Genomic DNA, 15,638 nt, shown 5'->3' with positions numbered 1-15,638 from the left:
TCTATATGTCGCAGCGCAGCATGATGAAAATGAATTGTCTGACTAATGACCATTCTGATATGGAATAGACATGGATTTCAGGACCCTGCGTGCCTTTGTCGAGGTCGTGCGGCAGGGCGGCTTCAGCCAGGCCGCCAAGGCCGTCTTCGCCACCCAGTCCACCGTCAGCAAGGCGGTGAAGCAGCTGGAGGAGGAGATCGGCGCGCCGCTGCTCGACCGCATCGGCCATCGCAGCCTGCTGACGCCGGTGGGCGAGGTCGTGTACCGCCGTGGCGTCCGGCTGCTGGCCGATCGCGACGACCTCGTCGCCGAGCTGGACGAGATTCGCGGGCTGAAGCGTGGCGTGCTCAAGCTCGGCCTGCCGCCGGTGGGCAGCGCGACGCTGTTCGCCCCGCTCTTCGCCGTCTATCGCCGCCACTATCCCGGCATCGAGGTGCGGCTCGCCGAATATGGCAGCGATGAACTGGAAGAGCGCCTGCGTGCGGGCGAAATTGACTTTGCCGGGGCGCTGCTGCCGACATCGGCGGAGTTCGAGTGGCAGGAAGTGCGGCATGAGCCGCTCGTCGCCCTCGTTCCGGCCGGCAACCCGCTCAGCGTCGAGAGCCGTCTCACCCTCGCGGACCTCCGGCAGACGCCGCTCATCCTGTTCGACAGCGGCTTCACGCTGAACCGCATCATCCTCGACGCGACGCGCCGCGCCGGCTTCGAGCCCGACATCGTGGCGCGCAGCAGCCAGATCGACTTCATGGTGCAACTCGTCGCCGCCGGGCTCGGCGTCGCCTTCCTGCCGCGTCTGATCGCCGCGCAGCGGCCTGACCCGGCGGTGCGGCAGGTGCTGCTCGACGAACCCGGCACCGAATGGATCATGGCCATGTGCTGGCGGCGCGGGGCCTTCCTTTCCGAGGCGGCGAAGGCCTGGCTGGCGCTGGTGCGCGAGGTGCACGCGCCCGCGTGATATCGCCCCGGAGCCGGCGGGCGGGGCGGCGGGTGGCGCATGGATCGGCCACCATGCCGCCAGCGAAAGATCCCGTTCCCGGTGAATGCCCTGCATGCGGGATCGCTGGCCGGTCGAGCGGCGCGGCCTCTGCCCGGCCCACCATTCTCCCTTGGTCTGTGCCGCGTGAGACGGGCGAGCCTAGCCGGTGGGCTGCTCGCTGCGGCTCACCGGGGGGGCGAGGAATTCACCCGGCCACTTGATGCCGAAGGCGTTCAGCGCCTCGCGGTCGGGGATGCCGTCATGCATGATGGCGGCAAGCTCGGTGAAGAAGGCGGCGGCGTCGAGGGCGGGGGTCATGAGGATGAGCTGCCGGGCGGGCGCGTCCGTCACATTGACGAAGCCGTGCTCCCCCGCCCGGAATGCAGACCACGTCGCCCGCGGGCCGGCGCCCGGGGCGTTGATCGTCTCGATCAGCCAGAACTCGCCCCCGCTCGTGGCGGGCGGCAGGCGCACGAACAGATCGAGCCCGATGGCCGGGATCCGGACGGGGAGTTCAGTCCCCTTCGAATGCGGGAAGCTCAGGCTCATTCCAGGGCTTCCCTCAGGTTTGGCATCGGCGGGCCGCCGGCTCAGATGAACGATGCCGGAATGGAATCGGCGGGCGGGCGCGGTGAAATGGCGTCGAGATAGGCCGCGACCGGCTCCCACTCGCCATCGGCGACGGCCATGGCGAGATAGCCGTCGGGCCGCACCAATTCGATGCCGCCGCTGACCGGGTTGGGCCGCAGCACGGGATCGATCAGCGCATCGAGCAGGCCCGGCGGCGGGGGCCCGGCGGAGGGGGAGGCGCGCAGCGTGAAGCGGGGTGTGTCGCCCGCGCCATAGGGGGGCTCGCCGGCCAGCGGAACCATGCGCGCGCCCGCCTGCGCGCCGGCTTGCCATGAGACGCCGTTGAGCGGGCTCTGCGCGTAATGCGTCGAGGTCTCGGTCAGCGTGCCCTCGAGCGTGTGCTGCACCGGCGGCAGGCCGAGCACGAAGGGCAGCACCGCATTGCGGATGTGGCGGGCCACGGGGCTCTGCAGCGTGGCGAGCCGGGTGAGCCGGCCGGACGAGGCGATCACCTCCGCCCCCACGGCGCGCCGCTCGGGATCGTAGCTGTCGAGCAGGACGCGCGCGCGGGACAGGCCGCGGGCGATGAGCGCGAGCTTCCACGCGAGGTTCATCGCATCCTGCATGCCGGTATTCATGCCCTGGCCGCCGGCCGGGCTGTGCACATGGGCGGCATCGCCGGCAAGGAAGACGCGACCCGCGCGGTAGCGGTTCACCTGCCGCTCATTGATGCGGAAGGAGGTGGTCCACAGCGTGTCGGTCAGCACGATGTCGTTCGCGCCCCTCCGGTTGAGCAGGGTCTGAAACGCGGCCGGCGCCGGGGGCGGGGGCACTTCCGGGCCTGAGGGCCCGAGGCCGAGGATGAGCCGGTAGCGGCCGCCGCCCAGCGGGAACAGCACGGCCGGGCCCTCCCCGTGCCACCAGGTGGCGAATTCATTGGGCGGGAAGGGCACGCCCGTCATGTGGAAATCGCCCTGCGCCCAGTCATTGCCCAGCGTATCGCCTTCGAAGGACAGGCCGAGAGCGTGGCGGATCACGCTATGCGCGCCGTCGCAGGCGATCAGCCAGCCAAAGCGCGCGGATTCCGCCCGGCCATCGGCATGGCGCAGCGTCGCGGTGACGCCGTCATCATCCGGCGCCACATGTTCCAGCCCCACTCCCAGCTCCGCCCGCACCCCCAGCGCCTCCAGCCGCTGCACCAGCACGCGCTCGGTCTCGCTCTGCGGCAGCATCAGCACGAAGGGATAGGGGGTGGCGATCTCGGCGAAGGCGATGCGGGCGATCGGCTGGCGCCCGGCGAAGATGTTGGCGACCTCCACCCTGTTTCCGAGCCGGACCAGTTCCTCCGAGAGGCCGCCGCCCGCCCGTTCCAGCAGTTCCAGCGTGCGCGGCCATAGCGCGACGGCCCGCGAGGTGGTTTCGCGCGCGGTCATCCTGTCAACCAGGCGCACGGGTACGCGGTAGCGCGCCAGTTCGAGCGCCAGGGTCAGCCCCACGGGGCCTGCGCCGACGATGAGAACGCTGTCGCTCATGCGCGTGATCCTTCGGCTCGGGTGCCCGCCAGCCTGCCGATGATGCGCCTTGCCAGCCATTTGGAGCAAGCTTCCGGGTGGCTTCGACACCCGGCGGGATATTCGCCCCGCCCGGATGCGTGGATGCGTGGATGCGGCCTGCAATGGCAACGAGAGGCGCCCGGACAAGGACGGGGACCTTTGTCAGCGGGCGAGGCGGCGCAGGTGGGCGGGCGGGGCGGTTGTGGCGACGCCGAAACGCGCGCGGCCGAGCCGTCAGCTGTCAGCCGTCAACCGTCAGCCGTCACGCCCCTGTCGGCGGACGGTGGCGAGATTGTCCTGCAGGCGTCGCGCCATGAGGCGCATGACCGACAGCGCCATGGGCGGGAATTCGGTGAGCAGCGCCAGAAACACGTCCTTGCGCAGTTCCAGGGCCTCGATCGGCGCGGTGGCAAGAATGGTCGCCGAGCGGGGGTCGCCGGTGACGAGGCCCATCTCGCCGATGATGGCGTGCGGCACGACGCGCGAGGCACGGACCGGCGGTCGGCCATCGGTCTCGATCAGCACATCGGCCGTGCCCGACAGCAGGACATAGGCGGCATCGGCCTCGTCGCCCTGCCGGAACAGCACCTCGCCTTCGGCGAAGGTGACGCGCTCGCTGGTGAAGGCGAGCAGCTTGAGTTGCGCGATGTCGAGATCGGCGAAGATGGTGACGGATCGCAGGGCGCGGATTTCCTCCTCGCGATCGGGCGTCACGCCCGGCTCCGTCGATCCGCTCGCCGCAGGAGCCGGCGCCTCCTGCGGCAGCACGGCCCCGGCCGCGTCCTGCACCCCGGCGAGCCGCGCGCCCGCGAACGCCACGGTCAGGTCGTAGCCATGCTCCGGGCCGATATCGCCACCGGCGACGATCAGCGTCCGGCCGGCCATCGCGACCCGGATGCGATCGAGGATCTGCCGCGCCTCCATGCGACTGAAGGCATTGAGGGCATTGTTGAGGATGAGCAGTTCGGGCTGCTTGATGAGGCCGCGCGCCAGCGCCAGCTGGGCCTTCATGGCGGGAAAGAGCAGGCGCCCGCCATAGCCGGCCGGCTGGTCGAGGCCGAAGCGATAGACATCGGCGTCGAGGCCGAACTCTTCCAGCGTGTCGCGGATCGCCTCGTCGGCCGTCTCATGCGCCAGCAGCCCGAACAGCAGGTTGTCGCGCAGCGGCGCGGCGGCGCAATAGCGCTGGGGATCGTAGAAGACGATCGACGGCTCGGGCTCCGCGGCGATCCGTTCGCGGAAGGCGGCCCGCGCCGCCAGCAGCCGGCCCTCGATGGCGCCATCCAGCAGGCCGAGGCGGTGGCGCGGCTCGATATAGAGGAAGGCCAGCCCGATCAGTCGCGTGTGGTCGGCCTCGGCGGCGGCGCCGGCCTCGAAACGTGCGAGCAACTCCCGGTAGCCCTGCAGGTCTTCCGCCGCGATGAAGGAAAACCGCTCGAACAGCACATGGCCGGGCGAGAGGTCGCGGAAGATTTCCAGAATCGTCGCCGCCATGCGCCGGCCGATTCCGACCAGCGGCTCGACGAGATCGAGGCTGGCGAGCACGGAGCGCAGCGGTGCGTGATCGGCAAGGCGCTCGCCGATCAGCGCGGGATCGTTCGGCACGCCGAACAGGATGTTCTCGGCTATGCTGGCGTTGCGCGCATAGCGCGCGGGATCATACGGCTCGATCGCCGCCCCGGCGCCGCGTGCGGCAAGCTTCGCGCGAATGCGGTCGCGGATTTCGGGGGTGCGTGCCACCAGTTCGGCCGCCGCATCGACATCCAGCTTGCGGGCGAGGCCGAGGCGGAACACCGGGTCGGCCAGACCGACGATGCGCAGCGCATCAAGCAGCTTGCGCGCGAGTTCGGCCTCGTCGGCGGCCTGCGCGCGGGATGGATCGATCGACCAGCCGAGCGGGTGGGCGCCGCCGGTCTCCGCCCGCCGCAGGCTGTAGAGGATGTTGTCGCGCAGCGTGCCGTCGAGCACCACCGGCTCGGGCCCGACATAGGCGATCAGCCGCCCGCGCGCGGTGCGCGACAGGCTCGAAAGCGCGACGCCGGCAAGGGTCAGCGTGCCCTCGCTCGCGCTCAGGCCCCCGCCCAGCAGCTGCGCGAGGACGCCCGCCCCCTCGCTCGCCTCGCCGCGCAGGGCGATATGCTTCTGCATCGGCAGCGACAGCGAGATGCGATCCAGCACGCAGTCGCCGGCCGGATTGACGACGGTGAGCCCGCGCGCGGCGATCTTTCCCGCGACCGGCATACCCAGCAATGGCCCCCCCGCGGCCTGTCCCATGACAGCCTGCATCCCGGCAGCCTGCATCCCGGCGGCCTCCTCGCCGCTCGCGCCATCGCCGGGGAAATCGTCGCCCTGCAGGCCGAAATGCTCGACCACCTGATGAAACTTCACCTCGACATCCAGCCGCTGCTGGTCCCAGTCGATGAGTTCCTTGATCGGCGAGGGCAGGTCGCGATAGGCGGCGATGACGGCGATGAGCTGGCCGAGGTCCAGATGCCCGGTCAGCGCGAAATAGCCCCCGACCGCGTAGAACAGGAAGGGGGTGATCTGCGCCAGCAGGTTGTTGAGCATCTTGACCGCGAATTTGCGCTCATACAGCCGGTAGCGGATGCCGAAGAGCTGCTCCAGCCGCTGCGCCACCTGTCCCTTCTCGACTGCCGCCGTCCCGTGATTGGCGATCTCGCCGATGCTCTCCACCACCTCGCCGATCTTGCCGGCAAAGGCGCGCGAGACGATCTGGCGCTGCTTGCCCAGCCGGATCTGCTCGCGCCGCAGCCGCGGGATGATCAGGCCCTGCACGAGGATCATGCTGGCGGCGATCACCCCGAGCGGCACGTTCTGCACCAGGATGAAGACCAGCGCGGTCACCGCCTGCCCACCGAGAAACACCGGCTGCACGAAAGCGTCACCGACAAAGCCGCCGATCGGCTCCACTTCGTCCTTGATGACGGTGGCCGCCTCGGACGGCTTGATGCGCTGGAGCGTCTCGGGCTTGAAACTCAGCAGGGCGGAGAACAGGTCGAAGCGCAGGCGCTGCAGCAACCGCTCGCCCAGCGCTCCCTTGCGCATGTTCACGACATATTTGAACAGCCCGTTGATCAGCACCAGCAGCAGGAACAGGCCGGACAGCGCGAACAGATAGGACAGCCTGTCCAGCCACACCCCCTCGAACAGCGTACGCGGACCGCCCAGCGCGGCGGGCAGGTGTATCGCGACATGGAAAAGCCGGGCGATGGACTGGCCGTCCGGGAAGGCGCGCCCCTGCAGCGCATCGGCGATGATGTATTTCGGGAGGTCGAGAGATAAATAGTAGAAGGGAAGAGAGAGAAGAACGACGGCGAGTATCTTGACCTGCTCGCGCCTGCTGTTCTTCCAGATATAACCAAAAATATTGATCATATCTCTATTGTTTCGTCAGGCAGCCACGGGCGCCGGCCGGGATGAACAGCGGCGGGCTGACCGGCGGGCGATGCGCCGTCCCGGCAGTCGGCTCTCCAGCGGAAGGCCTTGCAAACGCTCCACGGTGCATCTTCCGTCCCGCGCGGCTTTACCGGCGCAGGATATCAGATGAACGCGATGCATGGCAGCGAAAGCGGCGGCGAGGCGCGAGTGTGTATCTGCCGCAAGGGAAGTCTGCCGCCCCGCAGCGTTCGCGGCCGCTTTACAGAACCGGCAGGCGGCGGCATGCTCGGTCCGTGCAATCATGGCGCGCGTGACGCGGCTCGCGGCACGGAGGAGGCTTCGATGACGGTGAGCGTCAAGCTGATCGCGGCGGGCTCGCCCAAATGGGTGATCGTTCACGACATCGCGCAGTTTCTCGACCCGGTGGAAAAATACGATGGAGACCTTGCCGGCTCAGGTGAGGTTTCCTTCACCGTCCGGGAAGAGGGAGGTCTCGGCGGGGTGCTGAAGGGACGGCTGCGCCTCCGCGCCGCCCGATGGCAATCCGGCCCCAGGCCGGTGGACGGCAATGGCTGGAAGGAAACGGAGCTGCCTATCCTCGACGATGGCCGGCCCGTTGCGATCGATGATGGCTTCGTGCCGCGCGAGGGAAAACCCGACGCCAAGACGAGCATGTGACGGCGGCACAGTCCCCGACGCTGCCCCGGGATAATGCTTCCCGGTGACAAATCCGATGGCGCGTCGCCGGAGACAACGCGCCATCGGCACGTTCAGCCGCCGCCGCGGTTGAGCTTCCCGCCGCGATGGGCCAGTTCCATGTGGTTGCCATAGGTATTGGGCGGCCGGTTGGCCGGCAGGTTGGCCGTCAGCACCAGATCCTCGGCCAGTCCGACGGAGGTTGCCACTTCGAGCAGCATGGTCTTGGCGGTGATGCGCCACATCTTGTAGGGCGGATTGAAGCCCTCGAAGCCGCAGCCCTGCGCGTTGGCCTCCTCGCTGGCCGGCGCGAACAGCAGGAGGCGCGGCTTGTCGAAGCGGTAGCAGCCGCCCTCATAGGCATAGCCATAGGCGACGATGATCGAAACCCGGTCGCGCTCCACCGGCTTGGTGCCCAGCGCGTCGCCGGTCTTCTGCACCAGAAGGCGCAGCGCGATGGTGGATTGCTGCACCGTGACCTCGGAATCGAACGGGATCTCGGCGAAATCATGCTTGTCGTTGAGCTTCACCCCGTAAAGCAGGATCTCGTTCGGCTTGTACACGGGCGCCCCTGACGGCGCGGGTATCATCTCGGATGGCATGGTGGTCGTTCCTCCGTTGTTTCCGCACGGACCTGCGGTCCGTTCCCCCTCAAAGGCGTGAGACCGCAGCTCCCTCCGGCGCCTAGAGAATGCCGCGCCAGGCGAAGCAGGCTTCGAAACGATCGGCGAAGCGCCGCGTGGCGCGGGCGTCGGCGACATCGATCATCGCCTGCGCCGCCTGCGCATAGGTCAGCCGGGCGGGATCGAGCACGCGCCACGAGCCCGCCAGCACCTCGCCGAGAATGTCGCGCGCTTCCTCCAGAATGGATTTCACCGCGAAATGGCGCCGCTCATAGTCGCTGAGCGAGGCCGACAGTTCTTCCTCCAGCCGCTCCTCCGACAATTCGTTGCGCAGGTTCCAGAACGCGCGCGGATCGAGATTGCTCAGGCCGCGCTCGAAGAGCAGCACCTGGTAGATCTCGATCAGCGCGTCGAACAGGGCGCCGGCAAAGGGTTTGGAGAGGTCGTGCACCTCGCGGCCGACATCGGCCATGGTCAGCGAGTGGTTGAAGCGGCGCACCTGCTGCTCGTCGCTCAATTCGGCGAAGCGGTCGAGTTCGTTGGTCAGCAAGAGGTTGCCGCGCGTGCGCCGCAGGATCAGGTCCAGCGAGGTGTCGAAATGCAGCAGGCCGATCAGCGCGATGAAGTCCGAGACCGCCTCGTGATAGGCGTAATATTCGTGCGGCGGGTTGCGGCTCGGCAGGCCCATCGTGCCGAACAGCACGAGATGGCCGATCTCGTGCGCCACCGCGTCGAAATTGAGCGCGAAGGGCTGCGGCTCGCCGCGCGAGGCATCCTCGCCGAGTTCGAGAAAGCCGAAGCCCGATTGCGCATTGCCCCAGCTCAGCCGCGGCACGATTTCCAGCCGCGGATAGGTCGGCTGGAAGAACCAGGGAATTTCCTCGCCCCAATAGCTCTCGCAGATGTCGAGCACGCGCCGCACGCAGGCGAAGACATGCGCCGCCTGAAACTCCCGCGTGCCGATGGCGAGATGGTCGAAATGCCCGTCCGGCCCGGCACTGGCGGGCGGATGGAGCCCGCCGGAAAAGGGCGGGAGATAGGGGTAGAGATAGGGCGTCTTGGCGCCGACAGGATCGACCACATACATGCGCCGGTCCGCCGGCCCGGTCGTCACGCCGCCCAGCGGTGTCGAGAGCCACACCGTCTCCGGCCGTTCATAGCCGGGAATGAAGGGAGGCTGCGGAAAAATGAGGAAACGCGTGCCGAGCCGGGCGATGTCGGCCTGCCTGTTCGAACGCACTGCGTTCTCGCCGTACATCGGTGGCCTCCACCCCGCGCTGCGCAATCTTGCACAGCAATGGCGCCGGTGTCACGATGCGACTTCACTTTGCGTAAAGTGGGTGCCGCGCGAGGCTTGGCGTGGGAGCCCGCAACTGGCGAACCGGCTCTACCGGAGGAAGTCGTCGGGCCGCAGGCCGGCGGCATCCAGGTCATGCGCGAAGGCTTCCGTCATGCGGAAGACCGGGCGGTGGGCGAGAGGGCGCAGCAGGTCGGGCGCGGTCGCCAGCCGGCGCAGCAATCCGCGCGCATCCGTGCGCTTCTGGTCGACGCTATTGTCCGGCCACCACTCCGCGAACCGATCGAGCCCCGCCCTTGCCGGACCTGTCAGGGCGAGGCGGGCGTGCGCGATGATCGCCGGGTACTGGCGATCGATGAAATAGGTGGCGCGTGCCGCCGCCTCCAGCGCCCGCTGCTGCTCGCGCGAGACGATGCCGGCGCGGCGGGCGGCGCGCAGGGTCAGGCGGATGTTGATTAGCGCCTCGCTCAGCGCGCCCGCGCCGAGTTCGGCCGGCATCATCGCCACCGCCACCTCGTCGTCATCGGCGAACGGCGTGAGCGCATACCAGCGATATATGAAGCCATGGCCCTGCATGCCGACCGCGCCCAGTTCCGCCGCCCGCAGCGCGCCCATGCTCGCCGCGCCGAATACCGGAATGCCCTGCGCGAGGGCCCAGAGGATTTCCTTGTGCCGCACCGCCGGCACCCGCGCGAAGGAACCGTCGATCAGCACCACCGCGCGCGGCCTGTAGTCGCGCACGGCTTGCGCCAATGCGCCCTGCTCGGCGGGCGGCAGGTAGGTGGCATCGAGGCAGGCCGCCGCCTCCTCGCGCGGCAGTGTGGGGCCGAGGAAGACGATGATGTCGCCCGTGGCGCTCATGACGTCACCGGTACCGGGACGTGGCGCAGCGGCGGCACCACGAGGCGGATCACCTGCACGCGCGGCTCGTCGAGGCGCAGCAGCGGCACGACCAACGCCGCCTTCGCGCCGGCCTTTTGCAACGCCCGCAGCAACGGCTCCAGCGCCGGCGAGGGGCCATCGGGCGCGGCCACCTCGCGCGGGGGCGGGCAGGGGCGGGCGACCTTCACGATGCGGCGGCGCCACGCTTCCAGGCCGGCGCGGTCGTGCTGCGCGGGGTAGAAGCTGCGCGTGATGTCCTCCCGCGTGCCGGCAATGGCGGTGGCGCGCGCCTGGCAGGCCTCCAGCAACGCCTTGGCCAGCGCCCCGTCATGAGTGAAATCGCAGCCGAAGCCCTCGCCCGGCAGCGGGGCAAGTTCGGCGGTACCCCTGTTTTCCAGCACATGGCACCAGTAGACGGGAAGGCCGTGATCCGTCTCCACCCGCCAGATGCCGGCCACCAGCCCCGCCGCGTGGATCCGTCCGAGGAGGAAGGCGGAGAGCGGCCAGCCGATCGCCGCGCCGTCCAGCTGCGAGCGGGCGAAGAAGCCAGGCCGGCGCGCGGCATCGGCAATGCTGGCGCGTTCCAGCACCTCCAGGCCGGCATGCAGGATCGCCGCGTGCAGCGTGCCCCCCGCCGCCAGCCCGGTCGTGGTGCGGGGAAAGGCGACGGGGTGCGGCGACGGGTAGGTGTAGATCGTATCGACCAGCGCCGCCGGCACCGGCCGGCTCCGGCCGGTGAACAGGTCCCAGCCGTCGATCCAGCCGAGCGCGATGCGGTCCCAGCCGGGATCGCCGCGGTTCAGCAGGCTGCCGGCATAGAGCGTGCGCAATTCGCTCTCCATGTCGATGGCCGCCCGGCTGGTGAGCCGCGCCGGCGCGATGGTCTCGCTCGACCAGCTTTCCAGCGCCTCCATCAGCCCGGAGGCCGCCGCCCGCAGGGGATCGAGCCCCTTGCCCTGGCAGACGGCATTGGACAGGGCGAGGGGGCGAACCACCTGCGTGACCGTGATACCGACGCGGTCGAGCCGGGTGATGGAGCCGAGGCGTGTGATGCCGAACTGGCGCCGCCGGGCGAGCAGGCCGCTCACCAGCGCTCTCATTCGAGCATGGGCCTCCTCCGCTGCCGGCGCGCGTTGCCGGCACTCGTCGGCCAAGGTGCCGCTCACGCCGAGGGGGGAGAGCGGGTCGGCCGTCATCACGGCGCGGGCCCCGTCATGGGGCCGGGCGATCCGCCGAGCGCATCGATATCGGCATGGGCGCGCCGGACCAGCGCCACCGCGCCCTGGCTCTCAGCCAGTGCCACGGCGCGGTGAAGATCGAGCAGGGTCTCGTCGGCGCCCGCACCCAGATGGCGCCGCAGCAGGGCACGCCGTCGGTAGAGTTCGGGAAGCCAGAATACCTGCCCGCTGCGGCTGCTGCTGGCGATCGCCTCCTCGACGATGGCGCAGGCTTCGTCATATCGGCCGGACTGCGCCAGCAATTCGGCTTCCATGTCGCGATAGATGGGCAGGTTCTCCTCCGTGCCGATCTCCCGCTGCAGCGCGAAGCCCTCGTTGAATTCGGCGACGCCCGCGTCCAGCGCGCCAAGCTGCGCCTGTGCCCAGCCGCCGAACAGCCTTGCCTTGGCCCGGCCGCCCGGCAGGGTCCGCTCCTGCGCGATGGCGTTCATGCGCGCGGCAACCGCGATCACGCGGGGAAAATCATTGGTGAAGCGGGCGAGGCCGACCGCGTAGTCGAGCGCGTGGAACAGGCTGTCGGGATGGTCGATCCGCTCGGCCCAGTCCAGCGCCTCGGCCATGGCGTCCGTCGAGCCGACCTCGTTGCCGGTGAACCAGGAGGAGAGCGCCCGCTCGCCGAGGCCGCACACCCGCGCATCATGCCCGCCATAGCGCACGCGGCTGAGCCGGGCGCGCGGCTCGTCATAGAGCGCCAGCCCGGCCTCGACGCAATCGAGACAATAGGCATGGCGCCCGGCATCGAAATTTGTCGCCCAGGCGCAGTGAAAGGATTGCAGCCGTACCTCGGGATCGGCCGTCGTCTCAAGGTCGCGCACCACGATATCCGAGCGCGCCTTCTGCGCCTCGTAATTCGGCGCGGTGAACCACCAGCCCCAGTAGAGCGGAAACCACTGCGCCCGGTCGCGCGTGGTCGAGGCGCTGCACAGCGCCACGCCTTCATCATAGACCGTGCTGGCCTGCGGCGAGCCGCGCCCGAACAGCGCCGCCGCGACGGGACCGCGCGCGGAGAGCAGTTCGAGCCGCAGGTCGCGGGTCCGTTCCGCCGCCATGTCGGCCAGTTGGCGCTGGGCGACATTCAGCAGCCGATCGGCCTCCAGCATGGCCGAGCGGGCAATGCATGCCATGGCGGCGTTGATCGCGCAGCGGGCCGCATCGAGCGGCCGGTCGGCCTGCTCATAGTGCCAGGCGAGTGCATCATCGGCGAGCGGGGGCACCGCGCCGGTGCTGACGAGATCGATGATGCGGGCGTGCAAAAGGCGCCGCTCAGCCTTCAGCAGACTGTCATAGGCCGCTTCCTGGATCAGCACGTGGCGGAAACGGCAGGCTTCCGTGGCGCCGGAGGGGGGCGTGCTCCCGGAGGGCTGGGCTTCGAAAATGCCGGCCCGCACCAGTTCGCGCACCGCCTCCTCCGGCAAGACCGGCAGCGCGGGCCCATCGAGGAGGCGGGTCAGCAGGTCGAGGGTGAAGGCGCGGCCGATCACGGCGGCGACCTGCGCCAGCCGGCGCAGCGGGCCCAGCGCCGACAGGCGGGCGGCGATGAGGTCCTGCAGCGTGAGCACGGCGCCGCCCGGCAGCGCGTCGTTCCAGTCGGTCGGCAGGGAACGGTCCTCGGCCGGCTGCTTCTCCATCGTCTCCTTGAGCAGCGAGGTGAGCTGCTCGGCAAAGAGCGGCACGCCATCGCAGCGCCCATGCACGAAGGCGGCAAGCCCCGGGGGCAGGGAGCCCGCCGGCGGCAATTCGGCCAGCGGCGATCCGGCGGGGAGATCCCCGGCTGTCCGCGCCGCGTTCCAGATCGTTTCCAGCAGTTGCGAGGTTTCCTCGGCTTCGAGGCGCGACAGGGCCAGCGAGGACACATTGGGGCCGGCAAGCGCATCGCAGGTCGCGCGGTCGCGGGCGGTGACGAGCACCAGCACGGGCAGGCCGGCGATGACCTGCGGCAGCCGCGCCACCACCGCCTCGGTCAGACTGTCCGCCCAGTGGAAATCCTCGATGACGATGAGGCACGGGCCCGGCTGCCCGCACAGAAGCCGCAGCACGGCATCCTGTCCGCGGGCGCGTATTTCCTCCGCCGTCAGGTCCAGCCCGTGCGCGCCGGATGATGGCGTGACCCGGGGGTGCGGCGCGGGCGGATGGTGGCCGGCCTGCTGCCCGCAGAGAAAGGCGATGATCGCGGCATCGTCGTCGGAAATCTCGAGATTCCGGCCGTGCAGGCCGGCGCGCACCTGAGCCGCCGAAAGCACGCCGTCGGCGGTCGATCCGAGGCCCGGCTCCAGCAGATCGAGAAACGGGTGGAGAGGGCGCGTGTCGCCGCGCGGCCGGCATTGCAGCAGGGTGACGGCATGGCCCGCCTCGCCCAGTTCGGCGCGCAGTTCCGCCACCAGCCGCGACTTGCCGATGCCGGCCTCGCCATGCAGCACCAGCAACTGCCCCTTGCCCGCGCGCGCCAGCGCCCAGTGGCGCCGGCAGGCCTCCAGCTCTTCCTCGCGGCCGATGAGCGGCGCGCCCACGCGGCGGCTTGCGGTGAAGCGATCCGGCGTCGGCCGCCGCGTGCGGGCGCGCCAGATGCTGATCGGCTCGGAAAAGCCGCTGGGCAACCGCTCGCCGAGCGGCTCGAAGTCGAACGCCCCGGCGGCGAGGCGATAGGTGGAATCGGCGACGACGACACAATTGGGCGCGGCATCCGCCTGGATGCGGGCGGCCAGCGCGGGGGCGATGCCGATGATTTCCGCCTGTCCCGGCAGCCCGGTGCCCTTGGTGGCGGCCACAACCACCATGCTGGTGGCGATGCCGATGCGGATCATCAAGGGCGTGCCCTGCTCGCGCTGCTGTCTTTCGCAACGCGCGATCAGGTCGAGGGCGGCGCCGACAGCGGCCTCCGCCGCATCCTCCAGGGGAACCGGGAGGCCGAAATAGGCGCATCCCCCATCGCCCTGCAATTGCTGAACCGTGCCGCCGAAATGCTGGATGGCATCGGCGGCCGCGTTGTGCAGCCTCCGCTGCATTCCCCCGAACTCTTCGGGATCAAGGCGGTTGAGCAACTGCACCGAGCCGACGATGTCATAGAAAAGGGCCGTCACCTGCAGGCGTTCGCCTGACAGCGAGCTCGATCGCGACGTGATCTCGCGTGCTGGCGTCATTGGTGAACTCCGAGACGCGGAACCGATCCCTCCCGCGCATACTAGCCCATGCCGCGGCGGCAACGCGACAGCTTTGATTCCGGCCTTTCCTGCCGGGGTTGCGGCTGGCAAGGGCAGGAACAGGCCTTGCCTGCGGGACTTGCCTGCGGGTCTTGCTTGCTGGCCTTTCTTGCCGGCTCCGCCGGGGATACCGCCGCGGCCCGCCGCGCGCGGCGCATCGCGTGACGGACGTCAGCACCCATCCCATTGATTGCAAAAGAGGCTTTTGTCGTTCTGCACAAAAATACACCGCGAATCTTGTTGTACGCTTGAATAACTGGTTCACACAGGGCAACCTGAGGGTGTCGGAAGGACGCGGGAGCCGGTGGATCGTCAGGCGATCCCGGTGTCGCCTGCTCCGCCGGGAACCGGGTCCCAGCAGCGAAAGGTGTGGCATGCGCGAGATGTCCCAAAGCTCGGCGGCGAAACGCCCGCGATGACGGAGCGCGCCGAGGCCATCGCCGTCCGGGATCTTCGCAAGCGCTTCGGCGCGCTGGAGGTCCTCAGGGGAATCTCGCTCACCGCGCATGAAGGAGACGTCATCGCCATCATCGGCGGCTCCGGCTCCGGCAAATCCACATTCCTGCGCTGCATCAACATGCTGGAAACCCCGAGCAGTGGCTCGGTGGCGATCCGCGGCGAGGCCATCGCCCTCAAGGGCGACGGCCATGGCGGCCTCGCGCCGTCCAACCGCCGGCAGGTGCAGCGGCTGCGCGCCCGGCTCGGCATGGTGTTCCAGAGCTTCAACCTCTGGCAGCACATGACCATCATCCAGAACGTCATCGAGGCGCCGGTGCACGTGCTCGGCGTGCCCAGGGCCGAGGCCATGGAGCGGGGCGAGGCGCTGCTGCGGCGGGTCGGCCTGTTCGAGAAGCGCGACGTCTACCCCTCCTTCCTCTCGGGCGGCCAGCAGCAGCGGGCGGCGATCGCCCGGGCGCTGGCCGTGCAGCCGCACGCCATGCTGTTCGACGAGCCGACCTCGGCACTCGACCCCGAACTGGTCGGCGAGGTGCTCGGCGTGATCGGCGATCTCGCGAAGGAGAAGCGGACGATGATCCTCGTGACGCACGAGATGAAATTCGCCCGCAACGTCGCCAGCCACATCGTGTTCCTCGCTCAGGGGGTGATCGAGGAACAGGGGCCGCCGGAGCAGATCTTCGGCGACCCCCGATCGGAGCGGCTGAGGAAGTTCATCAGCTCCGTTCACTGAAAAGCTCAAGAACCAGAG

The 15,638-nt window shown here is 69.3% G+C and carries 11 protein-coding genes; 3 read left to right on the top strand and 8 right to left on the bottom strand.

Annotation, left to right across the window (positions count from 1 at the left end):
* Positions 1-70: 70 nt before the first annotated feature.
* On the top strand, positions 71-955 hold the full coding sequence (locus QOZ99_RS02420; RefSeq protein ID WP_306888284.1) for a LysR family transcriptional regulator: 885 nt from the start codon (positions 71-73) through the stop codon (positions 953-955).
* 180 nt (positions 956-1,135) lie between these two features.
* On the opposite strand, the gene QOZ99_RS02415 is transcribed toward QOZ99_RS02420, so the two are convergent.
* The 3 genes from QOZ99_RS02415 to QOZ99_RS02405 form a co-directional block, all read right to left on the bottom strand.
* On the bottom strand, positions 1,136-1,525 hold the full coding sequence (locus QOZ99_RS02415; RefSeq protein WP_306888283.1) for a cupin domain-containing protein: 390 nt from the start codon (positions 1,523-1,525) through the stop codon (positions 1,136-1,138).
* Between the two features lie 41 nt (positions 1,526-1,566).
* The gene (locus tag QOZ99_RS02410; RefSeq protein ID WP_306888282.1) at positions 1,567-3,078 is read right to left on the bottom strand and encodes an FAD-dependent oxidoreductase; all 1,512 of its coding nucleotides are present in this window, start codon (positions 3,076-3,078) and stop codon (positions 1,567-1,569) included.
* Positions 3,079-3,354: 276 nt separating this feature from the next.
* Positions 3,355-6,495, bottom strand: coding sequence for a cyclic nucleotide-binding domain-containing protein (locus tag QOZ99_RS02405; RefSeq protein ID WP_306888281.1), 3,141 nt, complete (start codon positions 6,493-6,495; stop codon positions 3,355-3,357).
* Positions 6,496-6,663: 168 nt separating this feature from the next.
* Between QOZ99_RS02405 and QOZ99_RS02400 the strand changes: the two genes are divergently transcribed.
* Positions 6,664-7,176, top strand: a complete 513-nt coding sequence (locus QOZ99_RS02400) for a hypothetical protein (RefSeq protein WP_306888280.1) — start codon at positions 6,664-6,666, stop codon at positions 7,174-7,176.
* Between the two features lie 92 nt (positions 7,177-7,268).
* Here the strand turns inward: QOZ99_RS02400 and QOZ99_RS02395 are convergent, their stop codons facing one another.
* The 5 genes from QOZ99_RS02395 to QOZ99_RS02375 all read right to left on the bottom strand — a co-directional run bounded on the left by QOZ99_RS02395 (position 7,269) and on the right by QOZ99_RS02375 (position 14,371).
* A complete protein-coding gene (locus tag QOZ99_RS02395) occupies positions 7,269-7,796 on the bottom strand; it encodes a hypothetical protein (protein ID WP_306888278.1) in 528 nt (175 codons plus the stop codon).
* A gap of 82 nt (positions 7,797-7,878) precedes the next feature.
* The gene (locus QOZ99_RS02390) at positions 7,879-9,057 is read right to left on the bottom strand and encodes a gluzincin family metallopeptidase (protein ID WP_306888277.1); all 1,179 of its coding nucleotides are present in this window, start codon (positions 9,055-9,057) and stop codon (positions 7,879-7,881) included.
* Between the two features lie 147 nt (positions 9,058-9,204).
* Positions 9,205-9,975 (bottom strand): TfuA-like protein, encoded by a 771-nt coding sequence (locus QOZ99_RS02385; RefSeq protein WP_306888276.1) that lies wholly within the window; start codon positions 9,973-9,975, stop codon positions 9,205-9,207.
* Positions 9,972-11,096 carry a YcaO-like family protein gene (locus QOZ99_RS02380; RefSeq protein WP_306888275.1) on the bottom strand — a complete coding sequence of 375 codons (1,125 nt, stop codon included), beginning with the start codon at positions 11,094-11,096 and terminating at the stop codon, positions 9,972-9,974. The genes QOZ99_RS02385 and QOZ99_RS02380 overlap by 4 nt, the downstream gene beginning before the upstream one ends.
* A gap of 95 nt (positions 11,097-11,191) precedes the next feature.
* Entirely contained in the window at positions 11,192-14,371 is a 3,180-nt protein-coding gene (locus tag QOZ99_RS02375; RefSeq protein ID WP_306888273.1) for an ATP-binding protein, read from the bottom strand.
* 475 nt (positions 14,372-14,846) lie between these two features.
* Here QOZ99_RS02375 and QOZ99_RS02370 point away from each other — a divergent pair, with 475 nt between their 5' ends.
* Positions 14,847-15,620 (top strand): ABC transporter ATP-binding protein, encoded by a 774-nt coding sequence (locus QOZ99_RS02370; RefSeq protein ID WP_306888272.1) that lies wholly within the window; start codon positions 14,847-14,849, stop codon positions 15,618-15,620.
* Positions 15,621-15,638 lie beyond the last annotated feature (18 nt).

The sequence above is a fragment of the Ancylobacter amanitiformis genome, from assembly GCF_030814815.1.
Classification (GTDB): domain Bacteria; phylum Pseudomonadota; class Alphaproteobacteria; order Rhizobiales; family Xanthobacteraceae; genus Ancylobacter; species Ancylobacter amanitiformis.
The sequence above is the reverse complement of the archived record's forward strand: the minus strand, read 5'-3'. Positions and strand labels throughout refer to the sequence as shown.